Origin of the sequence: Rhodococcus sp. BL-253-APC-6A1W, from assembly GCF_012843405.1 — a bacterium.
In the GTDB taxonomy this organism is placed as follows: Bacteria; Actinomycetota; Actinomycetes; order Mycobacteriales; family Mycobacteriaceae; genus Rhodococcus.
This window is the reverse complement of the sequence record NZ_JABAFB010000006.1, coordinates 91,782-107,793: the sequence shown is the minus strand read 5'-3', so window position 1 is coordinate 107,793 and position 16,012 is coordinate 91,782. Positions and strand designations below refer to the sequence as shown.

The 16,012-nt window shown below is 69.2% G+C and carries 15 protein-coding genes; 10 read left to right on the top strand and 5 right to left on the bottom strand.

What is annotated here, in order from left to right; translation table 11 throughout:
* Positions 1-26 precede the first annotated feature (26 nt).
* From HF877_RS10830 to HF877_RS10820, 3 genes are read left to right on the top strand one after another with little or no spacing between them, the layout of a single operon-like run.
* On the top strand, positions 27-959 hold the full coding sequence (locus HF877_RS10830; protein WP_169621184.1) for a DUF3027 domain-containing protein: 933 nt from the start codon (positions 27-29) through the stop codon (positions 957-959).
* 1 nt (position 960) lies between these two features.
* A complete protein-coding gene (locus tag HF877_RS10825; protein ID WP_169621183.1) occupies positions 961-3,768 on the top strand; it encodes a sensor histidine kinase in 2,808 nt (935 codons plus the stop codon).
* Positions 3,765-4,304 carry a phosphatase PAP2 family protein gene (locus HF877_RS10820; RefSeq protein WP_169621182.1) on the top strand — a complete coding sequence of 180 codons (540 nt, stop codon included), beginning with the start codon at positions 3,765-3,767 and terminating at the stop codon, positions 4,302-4,304. The genes HF877_RS10825 and HF877_RS10820 overlap by 4 nt, the downstream gene beginning before the upstream one ends.
* A 45-nt stretch (positions 4,305-4,349) precedes the next feature.
* On the opposite strand, the gene HF877_RS10815 is transcribed toward HF877_RS10820, so the two are convergent.
* Positions 4,350-4,598 carry a DUF2530 domain-containing protein gene (locus tag HF877_RS10815; protein ID WP_169621181.1) on the bottom strand — a complete coding sequence of 83 codons (249 nt, stop codon included), beginning with the start codon at positions 4,596-4,598 and terminating at the stop codon, positions 4,350-4,352.
* An 81-nt stretch (positions 4,599-4,679) separates the two neighbouring features.
* Between HF877_RS10815 and HF877_RS10810 the strand changes: the two genes are divergently transcribed.
* The 4 genes from HF877_RS10810 to HF877_RS10795 all read left to right on the top strand — a co-directional run bounded on the left by HF877_RS10810 (position 4,680) and on the right by HF877_RS10795 (position 8,262).
* Positions 4,680-6,149, top strand: coding sequence for an NCS2 family permease (locus HF877_RS10810; protein WP_169621405.1), 1,470 nt, complete (start codon positions 4,680-4,682; stop codon positions 6,147-6,149).
* 45 nt (positions 6,150-6,194) lie between these two features.
* Positions 6,195-6,626 (top strand): MarR family transcriptional regulator, encoded by a 432-nt coding sequence (locus HF877_RS10805; protein ID WP_169621180.1) that lies wholly within the window; start codon positions 6,195-6,197, stop codon positions 6,624-6,626.
* Positions 6,627-6,648: 22 nt separating this feature from the next.
* On the top strand, positions 6,649-7,116 hold the full coding sequence (locus tag HF877_RS10800; protein ID WP_206036957.1) for a MarR family winged helix-turn-helix transcriptional regulator: 468 nt from the start codon (positions 6,649-6,651) through the stop codon (positions 7,114-7,116).
* Between the two features lie 339 nt (positions 7,117-7,455).
* Positions 7,456-8,262, top strand: a complete 807-nt coding sequence (locus tag HF877_RS10795) for an RNA methyltransferase (RefSeq protein ID WP_169621179.1) — start codon at positions 7,456-7,458, stop codon at positions 8,260-8,262.
* Positions 8,263-8,303: 41 nt separating this feature from the next.
* Here HF877_RS10795 and HF877_RS10790 read toward each other — a convergent pair whose 3' ends face one another.
* From HF877_RS10790 to HF877_RS10775, 4 genes are all read right to left on the bottom strand, one after another.
* Positions 8,304-9,005 carry a hypothetical protein gene (locus HF877_RS10790; RefSeq protein WP_169621178.1) on the bottom strand — a complete coding sequence of 234 codons (702 nt, stop codon included), beginning with the start codon at positions 9,003-9,005 and terminating at the stop codon, positions 8,304-8,306.
* Between the two features lie 10 nt (positions 9,006-9,015).
* A complete protein-coding gene (gene sepH / locus HF877_RS10785) occupies positions 9,016-9,915 on the bottom strand; it encodes a septation protein SepH (RefSeq protein WP_296551075.1) in 900 nt (299 codons plus the stop codon).
* Between the two features lie 238 nt (positions 9,916-10,153).
* Positions 10,154-11,275 carry a phosphoserine transaminase gene (gene serC / locus HF877_RS10780; RefSeq protein ID WP_169621177.1) on the bottom strand — a complete coding sequence of 374 codons (1,122 nt, stop codon included), beginning with the start codon at positions 11,273-11,275 and terminating at the stop codon, positions 10,154-10,156.
* Between the two features lie 79 nt (positions 11,276-11,354).
* Positions 11,355-12,482: a citrate synthase 2 gene (locus tag HF877_RS10775; protein ID WP_169621176.1), complete on the bottom strand. Its 1,128-nt coding sequence runs from the start codon at positions 12,480-12,482 to the stop codon at positions 11,355-11,357.
* 217 nt (positions 12,483-12,699) lie between these two features.
* Here HF877_RS10775 and pdxH point away from each other — a divergent pair, with 217 nt between their 5' ends.
* The 3 genes from pdxH (at position 12,700) to HF877_RS10760 (ending at position 16,004) form a co-directional block, all read left to right on the top strand.
* Entirely contained in the window at positions 12,700-13,353 is a 654-nt protein-coding gene (pdxH, locus tag HF877_RS10770) for a pyridoxamine 5'-phosphate oxidase (protein WP_169621402.1), read from the top strand.
* Entirely contained in the window at positions 13,350-14,618 is a 1,269-nt protein-coding gene (locus tag HF877_RS10765) for an MFS transporter (RefSeq protein ID WP_169621175.1), read from the top strand. The genes pdxH and HF877_RS10765 overlap by 4 nt, the downstream gene beginning before the upstream one ends.
* 216 nt (positions 14,619-14,834) lie before the next feature.
* A complete protein-coding gene (locus HF877_RS10760) occupies positions 14,835-16,004 on the top strand; it encodes an MFS transporter (RefSeq protein ID WP_169621401.1) in 1,170 nt (389 codons plus the stop codon).
* Positions 16,005-16,012: the final 8 nt, after the last annotated feature.

Here is a 16,012-nt window from a genome sequence, read left to right as displayed (position 1 = left end):
GCGCGCCGCCGGGGTGGTGCGGCAGAATGGGCTTCGTGAGTGTTGTGCCTTCTGCCACTGCCCCCGGTACGGATCCTGCGGTCGACCCCGCGGTGCGATCTCTGCTCGCCGGGGCCGTCGACGTCGCCCGAACCGCGCTCGTCGAGCTCGGAGAGGGCGGAATCGGTGCATATCTGGGCGTGACCTTCGAGAACGAGTACGCGGCCACGCACCGCTTCGCGGCGGAACTTCCCGGTTACCGCGGGTGGCAATGGGCCGTCGTGGTCGCGGCGGTTCCGGGTTCGGACCATGTGACGCTGAGCGAACTCGCGTTGCTGCCCGGGCCTGATTCGCTGATCGCCCCCGCGTGGGTTCCGTGGAACGAGCGGATCCGCCCCGGCGACCTCGGACCGGGTGATCTGCTCGCGCCGGTTCCCGATGATCCCCGTCTCGTGCCCGGCTATGTGCAGTCCGGCGATCCGGAGGTCGACGAGACCGCCCTCGAGATCGGGCTGGGCCGCAAGCAGGTGATGAGCCTCGAAGGACGTCTCGAGGATGCTCAGCGCTGGTACGAGGGCGACTACGGCCCGAACTCGGAAATGGCCAAGGCGGCTCCTTCCACGTGCGGGCTGTGCGGCTTCTACCTCCCGCTCGCCGGATCGCTGCGCGCCGCGTTCGGCGTGTGCGGAAACGAGTTCGCTGCCGACGGGCACGTCGTGCACGCCGAGTACGGATGTGGTGCGCACTCCGACACGACCCTTCCCACCGGCGCAGGCTCGCCGCAGTACTCCGCGTACGACGATGCGGCCGTGGAGATCGTCGAGATTCCGCGCGCCCGCACCGAGAGCGACTCGACCGAGACGAGCGACCCGGCCGAGAAGGCCACCTCGGATGCGGAAGACGCCTCGGACGGGAAAGATGTCTCCACCGAGGTGAACGACGCGACCGAGAAGAACGACGCGACCGGGCAGACCGACTGACGTGCCGGCCCCCGACTCCGCGGATCCGTTCGGTACCGCGGCGCTCCGGGACGGCATCGTCGCGGCGTGGCGGTCGTCGCCCACTCGGTTGCGTGAGGACGCCGCCACCGAAGCCGACTATGTTCGCGCGGGCTACCGCGACCGGGTTCTCACCGAACTCGCCCAGAACGCTGCCGACGCTGCCACTCGCGCCGGCATCGCCGGTGAGATGCGGGTCTGGTGCGACGGGGACGCGCTCCACGTCGCGAACGTCGGAGAACCTCTCGACGAAGCCGGATTGCAGGCACTGACGGCGCTGCGCGCGTCCAGCAAGAAGCAGGGCGTCGGGCAGTTCGGCGTGGGCTTCACAGCCGTCCTCTCGGTCGCCGGCGAGATCGAGGTGCGCTCCCGCACCGGGTCCGTTCGCTTCTCGGAATCCCGCACGCGCGACGTCCTCGCCGAACACGATCTTCCGGTGCCCACATCGGGGATCCCGGCCCTGCGACTGGCGTGGCCCACCGACACCGCACCCACTGACGGCACCGACACGGAGGTCGTGCTGCATCTCAGGCCGGACATCGACGCGCAAGGTCTGCTCGACCGCTTCCGCGACGAGGCGGCCGACGTACTGCTCGAACTGCCGGCCCTACGCACCGTGGTCGTCGACGGGCACGAACTGACACGCACGGAGGCACCGCTCCCGTCCGGGCTGCACGACGTGCGGATCGGGGAACTGCGCTGGTGGGAGTACCGCGGCTCGTCTGCGCGGTGGCTCGTGCCGGTCGTGCGCGGCCGGGTTCGGCCCGTCACCGCCGACGTGCTTCGAGCACCCACTCGCTCCGACGAGGAACTGTCCCTGCCGGCGCTGGTCGTCGCCGATGTGGCGATGCAGCCGGACCGTCGCCGGATGCTGCCGGGCGGACACCTCGAGACGGCGGGCGAGGGTTATGCGTCCTTCGTCGCGGCACTGCCGGCCGACCAGCGACTCGACCTCGTGCCCACGCCGGGCTTCGCGCGCAGCGACGCCGACCACCGACTGCGTGAAGCGGTGCTCGACGATCTTCGAAGCCGGCCGTGGTTGCCCGCCGCCGACGGCAGTGCAGACCTGTTGCCGTCGCGCGCGGTCGCATTTCCGGGTCTCACCGACGAGCTGGCAGAGGTGCTCGCCGACATCGTTCCCGGGCTGATCTCGCCCGCGCTGTGTACGCCGCGCTGCGCTCCGGCCCTTGCCGCGGTGGACGTCCAGCTCATCGGCCCCGCGCGACTCGCCGAACTGCTCTCCGGCCACCACCGAGAACCGCACTGGTGGAACTCGCTGTACGAGGCGCTGATGCCGCTCGTCGTCGACGGGGTGGTCGCGGAGGAACTCGCCTCCCTGCCGGTCCCGTTGTCGGACGGGCGCACGGTGACCGGTCCCCGCACCACGGTGCTGGCCTCCGACCTGCCCGAGGTCCGGGACCTGGCGTTGCCGTGGGTGCGGCTCGTGCATCCCGACGCGGCCCATCCGCTGCTCGTGCGGTTGGGCGCGGGCACCGTGAGCGCCGCCGATCTCCTGTCCGACCCGGCGCTCGTCGCGGCGGTCGAGGACGCCGACCTCGACGATCCCACGGACGACACTCCCGCGACGCTCGCAGATGTCGTCCTGCGACTGGTCACGCATGTGCCTGCGAGCGCCGTTCCCCGCGAACTGGGCGCCCTGCCGCTACCCGACGCGCACGGCGAACTCACCCCGGCGGACGAGTTGCTCCTGCCCGGCGCACCGCTCGCGGAGGTCCTCGTCGACGACGCGCCGTTCGGCACCGTCGCGCCGGACGTCGTCGAGAAGTACGGTGCCGATGCACTCCGCGCAGTCGGGGTCGGGTGGGGATTCACCGTCCTGCGAGCCGAGTTGCCCACCGGACCGGACCACAACCTGCCCGACGAGGACCTGTGGTGGGAGACGGTCGACACCGATCCGGACACGCTTGTGGCGGTGCGTGACCTCGACCTGGTCGACGAGGACCGCTGGGCGCAGGCACTCGCGCTGCTGGCGTCCGACCCGGCGACCGCCGCGGCACTCGCCGACCGCACCGGGTACACGGCGTGGTGGCTGCGCAACGAAGCGATCCTCGACGGGCAACGGCTGGGCCGGTACCGATGGGCCGACGACACCACCTTCGAAGGCCTGCTCGACCCGTGCACACATCCCGATGCGGACGCGTTCCGCAGCTGTCTCGCCGGTGACGGACTCGAAGACCTCGATCTCGCTCAGACTCTCCTCGACCGGCTCGCCGACGCGGCACGTCACCCCACACCTGCGGTGATCGTCGCCGCCCACACGACTCTCGCCCGCGCGTTCGCGTCCGGCACCGTCGAGGCCGACGCCGTGACACTGCCCGACGGTGTTCGGGCCGTATCCGGGGCGGTGGTCGACGCCGCCGACGCGCTGATCCCGGACCGGCCGTGGTGGGCCGGGGTGATTCCGCCCGATCGGCTCGTCACGGGTGCGGCGGGAACCGCGTCGGCACTCGCCGATCTTCTCGACCTGCCGGTCGCCTCGGCTGTGGTCACGGCCGAGCCCACCCGGCAGGGCCGAACCACGACGTGGGACCGCGAACCCGCTGCGGTCGCCGCCACGGTGATGACGGGCGCACCCCTCCCGAAGGGCCGGCTCGTCCTGCACGACCGGCTCACCGTTCGCTGCTCCGGTGCCTTGACCGGCGACCACGACGTGTCGTGGTGGGTCGACGCCTCGGGAACGACCCACAGCACCGTCGAGGGGCTGGTGCCCGCTGTCGCCGCGGTAAGCAACGCGCACGCTGTCGCGGGGCCGGGCGGCACAGGATCGTGAGCCCCGACGCCGATGTGCTCGAGTGGGCGGTCGCCGTCCGCGAGCCGTGGCTGACGTCGCTGATGACCGGCATCACGCACACCGGCGGTGTCGGCGCCACCATCGTGCTCGCCTTGATCGCTGCGGTGCTGCTCATGCGGGCCGGCAGGACGGGCGACGCAACTCTGGTCGGCGGAGCCGTGCTGACCGGGTGGCCGGTGATGTCCCTGCTGAAAAACCTGTTCGGGCGGACCCGCCCACCCGAACCGGAGCGGTTGATCGTGATCCAGACCGAATCGTTCCCGTCGGGTCACGCGATGATGACCGCCATCCTCGCGACGGTGCTCGCCGTCGTCGTGGTGCGGACCTGGCCGCGCGGGGACCGGCGGCGGATCGCCGCGTTCACCGTCCTGGCCACCTACTCCCTGGTCGTGGGGTTGTCCCGGATCTACCTCGCCGCGCACTGGACGACCGACGTGGTCGCGGGCTGGATCTGCGGGGTCGCGTGGGCATTGCTCTGGGTGTGGTTTCTCACTCGGGTGCGCCCGGCCCGATGAGCGCCGCCGGGTCCGTTCCGGCGTACCGGCGGCTCGCGACGAGGCTCAGTCCAAGCCGACCTGCGCGCCCCGATGCCCCCGTCGTGCCGCGCGCCGCTGAGCGAGAAACAGAGCAGAACCCAACAGCCCCACCAGAATTCCCGCGATACAGACCGGCAGGATGTCGCTCCAGCGGTCCCCGCCGAGCAGGACGACGACGGTCGCGACCACCCACAATGCGGTTCCGATTGCGAGGACGGGGCGCGGATCGGCGAGACGCCGGGTCCGCGCTGCGGCGGTGTGGGCTGGATTCACGATTTGCAGATTAGTTCGTTTCGGCTGCAATAATCTTCTCCCGTTGCGACGCACCGTACTCGACGAGCGGAATTCATGGACATGGCAGTGGGCACCGAACCCAAGCGATCATCCTTTCTGGATACGTATTTCAAGATCTCCGAACGCGGCTCGACGCTGTCCCGCGAGGTGCGTGGCGGCATCGTCACCTTCTTCGCGATGTCCTACATCGTTGTCCTCAACCCGCTGATTCTCGGCAGTTTCTCCGCCGACGACGCGACCGCCAAGATCGACGTTCTCGGCAACATCCTCCCGATCAATCAGGTCGCGGCGGTCACCGCACTGGTCGCGGGTCTGATGAGCATCGTCTTCGGTGTCGTCGCGAACTATCCGTTCGCGATCGCAGCCGGACTGGGCATCAACAGCCTGCTCGCCGTGAGCATCGCGCCGCAGGTGACGTGGCCCGAAGCGATGGGCCTGGTCGTCATCGACGGCATCATCATCGTGGTGCTGGCCCTCACCGGCTTCCGTACCGCCGTGTTCAACGCGATCCCGCCGGCTCTCAAGGCTGCGATCGCCGCCGGTATCGGCGCGTTCATCGCGATGATCGGCCTGGTAGACGCAGGTTTCGTCCGCCGCATCCCCGATGCCGCCGGGACGACTGTGCCGGTCGGACTGGGCATCGACGGGTCCATTGCCTCGTGGCCCACCTTCGTGTTCGTCATGGGCGTGCTGATCATGGGCGTGCTGGTGGCGAGGAAGGTCCGCGGCGGTCTGCTGATCGGCATCGTCGTCACCACGATCATCGCGATGATCGTCGAAGCGGTTGCCGACGTCGGCCCGTCGCTCGGAACGAACCCCAAGGGCTGGAACCTGAGCACGCCGGAGGCTCCCGGGTCGTTCCTGGGCATTCCGGATCTGAGCCTGGTCGGCCAGTTCGACCTGCTCGGAGCGTTCACCCGCATCGGCGTGATCGCCGCGACGCTGCTGGTGTTCACCCTGGTCCTCGCGAACTTCTTCGACGCCATGGGCACCATGACCGGTCTCGGCAAGGAAGCCGGACTCACCGACAAGGACGGCAACCTGCCCAACGTCGGGAAGGCCCTGGTCGTCGAGGGTGCCGGCGCGATCGTCGGTGGTGGCGCGTCGGCGTCGTCGAACACGGTGTTCGTCGAGTCGGCCTCGGGTATCGCCGAAGGTGCACGCACCGGTCTGGCGAACGTCGTGACCGGCGTGCTGTTCCTGCTGGCCATGTTCCTCACCCCGCTCTACGAAGTGGTTCCGATCGAGGCGGCCGCGCCCGCACTGGTCGTCGTGGGTGCGCTCATGATCGGTCAGGTCCGCGACATCGACTTCTCCGATTTCGCCGTGGCGCTGCCCGCCTTCCTGACGATCATGGTGATGCCGTTCACCTACTCGATCGCCAACGGCATCGGCGTCGGATTCATCACCTGGGTGGTCCTGCATGCGGCCGGAGGGCGGATCCGCACGATCCACCCGATTCTCTGGATCGTCGCGGCGCTCTTCGCGGTGTATTTCGCGATCGATCCGCTCACCGAAATTCTCACCTAGTCGCGTCGGGCCGCGTCCGGGCCCAGGTGACGTATTGTGCTCGCCATGATCTCGGATACACGCGCACTAGCAGGCGACCTCGCGATCGCCGTTGTGCGTCTGACGCGTCATTTACGGGGGAGACGCACAGATTCCCGGGTCACCTTGACTCAGCTGTCGGCTCTGGCGACGCTGGGTTCGGAGGGGGCAATGACACCGGGGGCGCTGGCAGCCCGTGAGCGCGTTCAGCCGCCGTCGATGACACGGGTCATCGCGTCACTGCACGACCTGGGCTTCGTCGGGCGCACGCCGCACCCGACCGACGGCCGCCAGATCATCGTGACGCTGTCCGATTCCGGGAAAGAGATGCTCGCCGACGAGGCGCAGGCCCGTGAAGCATGGCTGACGGAGCGTCTCGAGAAGCTCGATCCGGCCAGCCTTACGACGCTCCGCAGCGCCATAGATATCCTCTCGGCACTGGTGAACGACGAGAACTGATCCGCGACGGGGGGCTGAACAGGTGACACGCGAGAGCGACGAGGTCTTACCGACTCCACCCGACCTGCTCGGCATGCCGGGATACCTAGCGCGCCGGCTCTACCAGGCGTACACGGCGTACTGGGGCAAGTACGTCGATCCTGTTCTGACCGGACCGCAGTTCTCCGTGATGACCGCGGTGCGCCTGTTCCCGGGCTCCGATCAGGGAAGCATGGCCGTCGCGGTCGCCCTCGACAACTCCACGATGGCCGACCTCTCGCGCCGCCTCGAAGTGCGCGGCCTGCTCGCCCGGATCCCGGACACCTCCGACGGCCGGAGAAAGTTGCTGTACCTCTCGCCGGAGGGTGAGACGGTGCTCGACAAGGTGACGGCGCGGGTGACCGCACTGAAGGGGCCGCTGCTGTCGCCCCTGCCGGAGGACGAACAGGTGCAGTTCATCAGGACGCTCCAGCGCGTCGCAGAGCACTGGGAACGGCTCGCCGGCAGCTGAGCTCGAACCGCCGTCGCACGCGGTGACCGCCAGAATTCACCGATGGCCGGTCGGGTGCCCCGGCCCGGCCGTAGCATCGGGGTGTGGTTCTCTTCTACGAGATCTTGCTCGTGCTGGCGTCCGTGGCGATCGTCTGGTTCTCGATCTACGTGCTGTACCGCCTCGTTACCGACGGTTCCTCCGACCACCGCTGACGCCACGCGCCGTTCAGGCCCGCACCCGGAAGGGTGATCGGGCTCGCTCGTGGTCCCGGACGGGCCGAGGTACCGCCGCCCCGCGCCTGCGCGACCGGTCCGGACCCGGCGGGTTCGTGCTCCGGCCTGCTGGGACAATGAGCATGTGGTTCACGTTATCGACATCGACGACCCGGCCGACCCGAGGCTGGACGACTTCCGCGATCTCAACTCTTCGGATCGCCGGCCCGACCTTCCCGGCGGCAAAGGACTCGTGATCGCCGAGGGCGTTCTGGTGGTGCAGCGGATGCTCGATTCGCGGTTCGCGCCGACAAGCCTGCTCGGCGTCGACCGGCGCCTCGGGGAACTTGCCGACGACCTGCGCGACGTCGACGTCCCGTTCTTCCGGGCCGACGCCGACGTCATGGCCGAGGTGGTGGGGTTCCATCTCAATCGCGGTGTCCTCGCGGTTGCGAACCGTCCCGAGCCGCTCGAACTCGGCGACGTGCTCGAGAAGGCCACGACCGTCGCGGTGCTCGAAGGCGTCAACGATCACGAGAACATCGGTTCGATGTTCCGCAATGCGGCCGGGCTCGGAGTCGACGGGGTGCTGTTCGCGAAAGGCTGCGCCGACCCGCTGTACCGGCGGGCGGTGCGGGTGTCGATGGGGCACGTCCTGCGGGTGCCGTTCGCCTCTGTGGACCGGTGGCCGCACGATCTGGACATCTTGCGGAACAAGGGTTTCCAGCTGATCTCGCTCACTCCCGATCCGCACGCCGTCCCCCTTTCCGCAGCGATGACCGGCGAGAAAGTCGCGTTGCTCCTCGGCGCCGAGGGCCCCGGACTGACCGAACACGCGATGCGTGCAACCGACGTGCGCGCGCGGATCCCGATGGCCCCGGGCACCGACTCGCTCAATGTCGCCACGGCCGCCGCGATGGCGTTCTACGAACGGGTCCGGATTCCGCGCTGACCGGGCTACAGGCTGACCGGTGGCTACAGGCTGACCTGTGGCTACAGGCGGGCAGTGCGCCGCCACCACGAGGGACGGCGACGCCGGGGCGCCGGTGCGGTTTCTTCCCGGTCCCGCAATTCGAACCCGCACACCTCGATGTCGGCGGGATCGGGTTCGGCGGCGAGCCGCCCCACATACCGGAAGCCGAGCCACGCGGCGTTGGCGTGCTCGACGAGTCGGCGAGGGTGGAAAGGGAGCGAGTGCGGCGGGGGAGCGACCTCGGCCGGCCAGCGGATCGGATGCTCGCCGGCCCAGAACGGACGTTCCCACGCGAACGGGACGCCCTCGTCCTCGAAGAACTCCACGGTGCTCGCCCCGAACGCCCGTCGCAGCGTGCCGCGCTCCCATGCGGCAAAGGCGCCCCATGCCCCGGGTGCGTCGGACACGGTGAGAAACGTGTGTTCGGCCGCGAGGGTCTGCCGCCACCGCAACGGCAGTTGCGAGGGGGTGCGGAGCGACAGTTCACTACTGCAGACGACGGTGACGCCGGGGTAGCTGCCGACGAAGACCTGCTTGCCCCCGGGATCGCCGCCGTGCACCGCGAGTGAGAGCGGAACCCGGCCGATCGCAGCGGGATGCCGGTCCGGAAAGAGGCGCCCGAGCAGCGCGCGGGCCGCCTCGGGATCCGGCCGGGAGTCCCGAAGGACCGCGGCCGGATCGGGAGCGTCGACGTGCCACAGCGCCGAGACGATCGACGCCATCGGCGATCCCTCAGATGCGTCCGTTGCTGCGCACGCCGAGCAGCACGTCGTCCCAGGACGGGAGTGCGGGCTTACCGCGCTTGTCCCTGTTCGGCGAGTGCGGGGTGTGCGTCGCGGCGGGATCCTCGTGCTCGTCGGATGCGGTCACCGCGACCGTCTCGGTTCCGGGGGCTTCGAGAATGGCGGGTTCCGCACTGGGCTCGGCGACCGCGGGCTGGTCGAGCGGAATCGGGCTCGCCACGGCTGCCCGGCGCTCGGCGATCTCCGCTTCGGTCGAGTCGTCGACGTCGCGTGCGGAGTAGACCGGGGTCAGGTATCGCAGCGGACGGCCGCAATCCGGGTCCACGAGGTCTGCTGCGATGTCGTCGAGCGCGGTGATGGTGCCGCCGTGCGCATCCGGCTGGTAGCGCCAGTGCGCGGTGTTGGTGGACCGGCCCGCCTGCCACTGCAGTTCTGCGACCCAGTGCCCGTCGTCGTCGCGCCAGGCATCCCACGTGGCCTCGTCGAGGTTGTGGCCGCGGGCGCGGAACGCCTGCGTCACGATCTCGAGGAGGGTTTCGACCGTGGGTCCGTCGGGGCGGACGGGGTGACCCTTCTTCGCCATGTCGGCCGCCCGGGACCGTTCGAGCAGCACCGGGTAGGCGAAACGCTCGACCTTGGCGATCGGGATGCCGGCCTCCTGGGAGACCTGTTCGACCGACGCGCCGCCACGGATCCGCGCCTGGATCTCGCGGGGACGGAGCTGGCTCGTGGTTTCGATCTGGATCTGGCCCAGGCGGGCGAGATCGCCGCGTGATGCCGCACGCAGGGTGTCGTCCACCGGAATACGGAACTTGTCACCCGTGTTGGGATCGGCGAGCACGACATATTTTGCATCGGGCTCGAGACCGACCACTCGAAGCTCTCGCACCTTTGACCTCCTCGCGCGCCGATCGCGATTGACCCGCCCGACTGTAATCGAGTCGTCACATTTCGTGGCGCGGACACGCCGCGCCACGCCGGGCGACGTCACACGATTTCCCCCAGGACGCGTTATGGTCCTAGGTTCACCGAAATGTCTCGATCTTAGGTTGAGGGTTGGGTACGGGAGAGGGGCCGAGCCCCGCTGAGGACCCGGCCCCTCGCGACCGTCGCTGACTACCCGTTGCTCAGAGCTGCGAAACCACCCAATCCACGCATTTCGTCAACTGCGTGACGTCCTCGGGATCGATCGCCGGGAACATACCGACGCGCAACTGGTTGCGCCCCAGCTTCCGGTACGGCTCGGTGTCGACGATGCCGTTGGCGCGCAGGATCTTTGCGACCTTCGCCGCATCGACCGAGTCGGCGAAGTCGATCGTTCCGACCACCTGCGAGCGCAGCGCCGGATCGGTGACGAACGGCGTCGCGAACTCGGAAGCCTCGGCCCACTCGTACAGGCGCGACGACGAATCCTTGGTGCGGCTCACGGCCCAGTCGAGGCCACCGTTGGCGTTGAGCCACTCGATCTGGTTCGCGAAAAGCAGCAGGGTGGCGAGCGCCGGGGTGTTGTACGTCTGGTCCTTGCTGCTGTTCTCCACCGCGATCGGCAGCGACAGGAAGTCCGGGGTGTACCGGCCGGACGCCTTGATCTCGGCAACGCGCTCGAGCGCGGCCGGGCTCATCAGCGCGATCCACAACCCGCCGTCCGCCGCGAAGCACTTCTGCGGAGCGAAGTAGTACACGTCGCTGTCGGCGATGTTGACCGGCAACCCGCCGGCACCCGAGGTGGCGTCGATCGCGATGAGCGCGTTCGACGACCCGGCCGGACGCTGCACGGGCACAGCCACACCCGTCGACGTCTCGTTGTGCGCCCAGCCGATCAGGTCGGCGGACGCGTCGGCCACGATCTCGGGAGCCGATCCGGGCTCGGAGCCCATCACGATCGGATCGCCGATGAACGGATTCTTCTTGGCGACGGAGGCGAACTTCGACGAGAACTCGCCGTAGGTGAAGTGCTGCGACCGTTCGCGGATCAGGCCGAACGCGGCTGCATCCCAGAATGCCGTGGTGCCGCCGTTGCCGAGGACGACCTCGTAGCCGTCGGGCAGGGCGAACAGCTCGCGCAGGCCGGAGCGCACCCGGGCCACGACGTCCTTGACCGGCTTCTGCCGGTGGCTGGTGCCGAATACCGAAGCGCCGACGTCGACGAGCGACTGGAGCTGCTCGGGGCGAACCTTCGACGGGCCACAGCCGAAACGGCCGTCTGCGGGCTTGAGGTCGGCGGGAATGATCGGTGAAGCGTCTGCCATCGGAATGCGTGTCCTAAGCGTCGAGTGACATGGTGCAGATGTAGTCTAGACCGCTTGCGTGAGCGTCCGACCGGGTGCGTCAGCGGTGGGAGATCGACTCCCAGCCGGTGACGGCCTCGACGGACCGAGGATCCGGCCCGGTGTAGATCGCCGCGGGACGCACCAGCCTGCCGAGACGCTTCTGCTCGAGGATGTGCGCACACCAGCCCGCGGTCCGCCCGCACGTGAACATCGCCGGCATCATCGCGGCCGGAACCTCGGCGAAATCGAGGATCACGGCGGCCCAGAACTCGACGTTGGTCTCGATGGCGCGGTCGGGACGGCGTTCCCGCAGTTCGGTCAGCGCTGCCTGCTCGAGTGCCGCAGCGGCCTCGAAGCGCGGAGCGCCGAGTCGCTCGGCGGTGTCGCGCAGCACGCGGGCACGGGGATCTTCGGCGCGATACACACGGTGCCCGAAGCCCATGAGCTTCTCTTTGCGGTCCAGGATGCCCTGGACCACGGCGCGCGGATCGCCGCTGCGCTCGGTCTCCTCGATCATCGGCAGCACGCGCGCCGGGGCACCGCCGTGCAACGGACCCGACATCGCACCCACGGCGCCGGACAGTGCGGCAGGCGCATCGGCACCGGTGGACGCGATCACCCGGGCGGTGAAAGTGGAGGCGTTCATACCGTGCTCGGCAGCCGACACCCAGTAGGCGTCGATGGCCTCGACGTGCTTCGGGTCGGGCTCGCCCTTCCAGCGCACCATGAACCGTTCGGTCACGGTCTTCGCCTGGTCGACCTGCTCCTGGGGTACCGCCGGCTGGTAGATGCCGCGCGCCGACTGAGCGACGTACGACAGTGCCATCACCGCGGAGCGCGCGAGGTTGTCGCGGGCGGTCGCGTCGTCGATGTCGAGCAACGGCTGGAAGCCCCAGATGGGCGCGAGCATCGCGAGGCCCGCCTGCACATCGACGCGCACGTTGCCGGTGTGGATCGGGAGCGGGAAAGGCTCGGCGGGATGCAGACCCCGGCCGAACTCGCCGTCGACGAGAAGTGCCCACACGTCACCGAAGGTCACGCCCCGAGCGACGAGTTCTTCGATGTCGACACCGCGGTAACGCAGTGCGCCACCGTCCTTGTCGGGCTCGGCGATATCACTGGTGAAGGCGACGACGCCTTCGAGACCTGCGACGAAATCCTCGGGTACAGACGCGCGCGGTGCCATGCGAATGGGCTCTCCTCTTTCGTGTGCCGCCCGATCCGAGCCGCACTGCCGGTGGAATGAGGACACCGGTGACTGTGATCGGCACCCCACTCGAGTCGTCAGGTGAACTCTAGTCCTCGACCGCGTGTCTTCGGGCGTCGGCCGTCCCGGAGTACCGTCTTCGTCCGTGCAGCCCGAACCACCGCGCCGACACGTGCCGGCAGACGATCTCGCGTCGATGCGTGCCGACTACAACCCGTCGGACCCGGCCGAAACGCTGTCCGCCGATCTCGGACCCGCGCTCGCCTCCGACGGCTGGCTGCCGTTGTTCCGGCAATGGCTGGCCACGGCCGTCGAGGCCGCCGTGCCCGAGCCCAACGCGATGGTGCTCGCGACCGTCGACGAGAACGGCGATCCCGCGACCCGGACGGTGCTGTGCAAGGCCGTCGGACCCGAGGGCATCACCTTTTTCACGAACTACGAATCCGACAAGGGACGCCACCTGGCCGCGCACCCGTACGCGTCCGTGACCTTTCTGTGGTTGCCGCTGCACCGCCAGGTCACGGTGCGCGGCAGGGTGGATCGCGTCGCGCCCGAGGAGACCGCGGCGTACTGGCGGACCCGGCCGCGCGGGTCGCGGCTCGGTGCGTGGGCGTCGCAGCAGTCGCGGCCGGTCGCGTCTCGCACAGACCTCGAACACGCACTCGTCGAGGCGGGCAGAGAGTACGGTCTCGGATCCGACGAGGACATTCCCGTTCCGCCGTTCTGGGGCGGATTCCGGATCAGTCCGGACACCGTCGAATTCTGGCAGGGGAGACCCGACCGTCTGCACGACCGGATTCGTATGCGGCTCGTGGACGGAGCGTGGTCCGTCCGGCGTCTCCAGCCGTGAGACGCATCCTCGCCGACACCACACCGCTGCAGAACAAGGACTTCGCGCGGCTGTGGTGGGCCGGTGTCGTGACCGTGATCGGCGCCCAGATGGCGATCGTCGCGGTACCGCAGCAGATCTACGAGATCACCCGGAACTCGGCCTATGTCGGGCTCACCGGTGTGTTCGGTCTCGTGCCGCTCGTCGTGTTCGGGCTCTGGGGTGGCGCGCTCGCGGACGCCATGGACCGGCGCACCTTGCTGACCATCACCTCGGTCGGCCTCTGCGTCACCTCGCTGCTCCTGTGGGCTCAGGCCGCAGCGGGTTCGGGCAACGTGTGGGTGCTGCTCGGCGTGTTCTCGGTGCAGCAGGCGTTCTTCGCGGTGAATCAGCCCACCCGCGCGGCCGTGATCCCGCGCGTGCTTCCCACGGGCCAGATCGCTGCGGCGACCTCGCTCAACATGACCGTCGTGCAGTTCGGTGCGATCGCCGGTCCGCTGCTTGCCGGGGTGCTCATCCCGATGGTGGGGTTGTCGACGCTGTACCTGCTCGACGCGGTCTTCCTGCTCGCGACGCTCTGGGCCGTCGTCCGGCTGCCCCCGATCCCGCCGCTGGGAGAGGTGACGCGGGCGGGACTGCGTGCGGTGCTCGACGGATTCCGTTACCTGTCCGGGCAGAAGATCCTGCTGGCCTCCTTCGTGGTCGACATCGTCGCGATGGTGTTCGGAATGCCGCGCGCATTGTTTCCTCAGATCGCGCACGAAACCTTCGGGGATCCGGTGCAGGGCGGATTCGTCCTCGGCGTGCTGTTCGCGGCGATGTCGGTGGGAGCCGTTGTCGGAGGCGTGTTCTCGGGGTGGCTGCCGAGAGTGCGGCGGCAGGGGCTCGCGGTGATCGTGTGTATCGCGCTGTGGGGCGTCGCGATGGCCGGATTCGGGATCGTGGTGTGGTTCGCCGATTCGGGCGGGAGCGCGCTGCTGGTGTGGCTCGCGGTGGCGTTCCTGGCATTCGGAGGGGCGGTGGACATGGTGTCGGCGGCGTTCCGGTCGACGATGCTGCAGACCGTCGCGACCGACGAGATGCGTGGCCGGTTGCAAGGAGTCTTCATCGTCGTCGTCGCCGGCGGTCCCCGGATCGGCGACGTGCTGCACGGTGCCGCGGCCGCCGCAGCCGGGACCGCGGTTGCGGCAGCGGGTGGCGGTGTCCTGGTGATCGTCGGCGTCGCGGTGTGTGTCTTCGCGTTCCCCGCCTTCGTCCGGTACCGCGTCGAGAGAACCCTGTCGTAGCGCGCTCTCCACGCGGCGGTGGCGGAACTCACCCCTGACGAATTCGAGGTGGGCGGGCCCGAAGCGGAAGATGGAACGGGCCGGACACAGCCGTCCGGACTTCCCTTTCGCGTACCTCGTGCACTCTCCGAAGGCTCTCTCATGACCACGGCTCCCGCCTGCCCACCCGACGACGTCCGGATCGACGACGGTCCGCGGGCAGGGCGCACCCGCGCCATGTGGGCACTCGCGCTCGGCGGGTTCGGAATCGGCACCACCGAATTCATGGCGATGGGCCTGCTTCCCGACATCGCGGCCGGGCTCGGTGTCTCCGAGCCGACCGCCGGGCACGTCGTGTCCGCATATGCCGCCGGCGTCGTGGTCGGTGCACCGCTCCTCGCGACCCTGACCGCCCGGGTACCGCGCAAGACGCTGCTGATCGCCTTGATGGTCGCGTTCACGATCGGTAACGCGGCGACGGTGCTGGCACCGGGCTACGGCGCGCTCGTGGCCTCCCGGTTCGTTGCCGGCTTGCCGCACGGCGCGTACTTCGGCGTCGCCGCAATCGTCGCGGCGCATCTCGCCGGTCGGGGACAGCGGGCGCGGGCCGTCGCGCTCGTGATGATGGGACTGTCGGTGGCGAACGTGATCGGGGTGCCCGCGGCGTCGTGGCTGGGTATGGCACTGGGCTGGCGCATCGCGTTCGGCCTGGTCGCGGTGATCGGGGTGGCCACCGTCGCCGCGGTCGTCGCGTGGGTGCCGGACCTGTCCATCCGTACGACGAGCGTGCGGACCGAGCTGGGTGCTCTGCGCCGCAAGCAGGTGTGGATGACGTTGGGCGTCGCGACGATCGGCTTCGGTGGTGTGTTCGCGGTCTACACCTACATCAGCACCACCCTGACCGACGTCGCGGGCGTACCGAAATCGGTGGTCCCGGTCGCCCTGATGCTGTTCGGGCTCGGCATGGTCGTGGGCAACGCGGTGGGAGGTCGCCTCGCCGACCGCGCTCTGGTGCCGGGCATCTTCATCACCGTGGGTGCGCTCGGCGTGCTGCTCGCCGTGTTCGTCGTCGCGGTGCACAACCCGTACACGGCTCTGGTGATGGTGTTCCTGCTCGGCGGCGGATGCGCGGCGGTCGGTCCGGGGCTGCAGGTCCGGCTGATGGACGTCGCGGACGATGCCCAGACGCTCGCGGCGTCGCTCCACCACGCCGCGTTCAACCTCGCCAACGCGATCGGCGCCGCGATCGGCGGTGCGGTGATCGCCGCCGGATTCGGGTACACCGCACCGGCCGCTGCCGGAGTGATCCTCGCGGCGGCAGGTGTGCTCATCTTCGCGATCGCGGTGCGAATGAAGGACGACAGCGGCCCCGCGCGGGGGGAGGCAGCGGCCACCGAAGCGCGGTAACCGCTGTC

Coding starts and splice junctions, on each gene's coding strand:
- HF877_RS10830 (WP_169621184.1), top strand. CDS start 27: ATGGGCTTCGTGAGTGTTGTGCCTTCTGCCACTGCCCCCGGTACGGAT.
- HF877_RS10810 (WP_169621405.1), top strand. CDS start 4,680: ATGGCAGTGGGCACCGAACCCAAGCGATCATCCTTTCTGGATACGTAT.
- HF877_RS10805 (WP_169621180.1), top strand. CDS start 6,195: ATGATCTCGGATACACGCGCACTAGCAGGCGACCTCGCGATCGCCGTT.
- HF877_RS10790 (WP_169621178.1), bottom strand. CDS start 9,005: ATGGCGTCGATCGTCTCGGCGCTGTGGCACGTCGACGCTCCCGATCCG.
- serC (WP_169621177.1), bottom strand. CDS start 11,275: ATGGCAGACGCTTCACCGATCATTCCCGCCGACCTCAAGCCCGCAGAC.
- HF877_RS10775 (WP_169621176.1), bottom strand. CDS start 12,482: ATGGCACCGCGCGCGTCTGTACCCGAGGATTTCGTCGCAGGTCTCGAA.
- pdxH (WP_169621402.1), top strand. CDS start 12,700: ATGCGTGCCGACTACAACCCGTCGGACCCGGCCGAAACGCTGTCCGCC.
- HF877_RS10760 (WP_169621401.1), top strand. CDS start 14,835: ATGTGGGCACTCGCGCTCGGCGGGTTCGGAATCGGCACCACCGAATTC.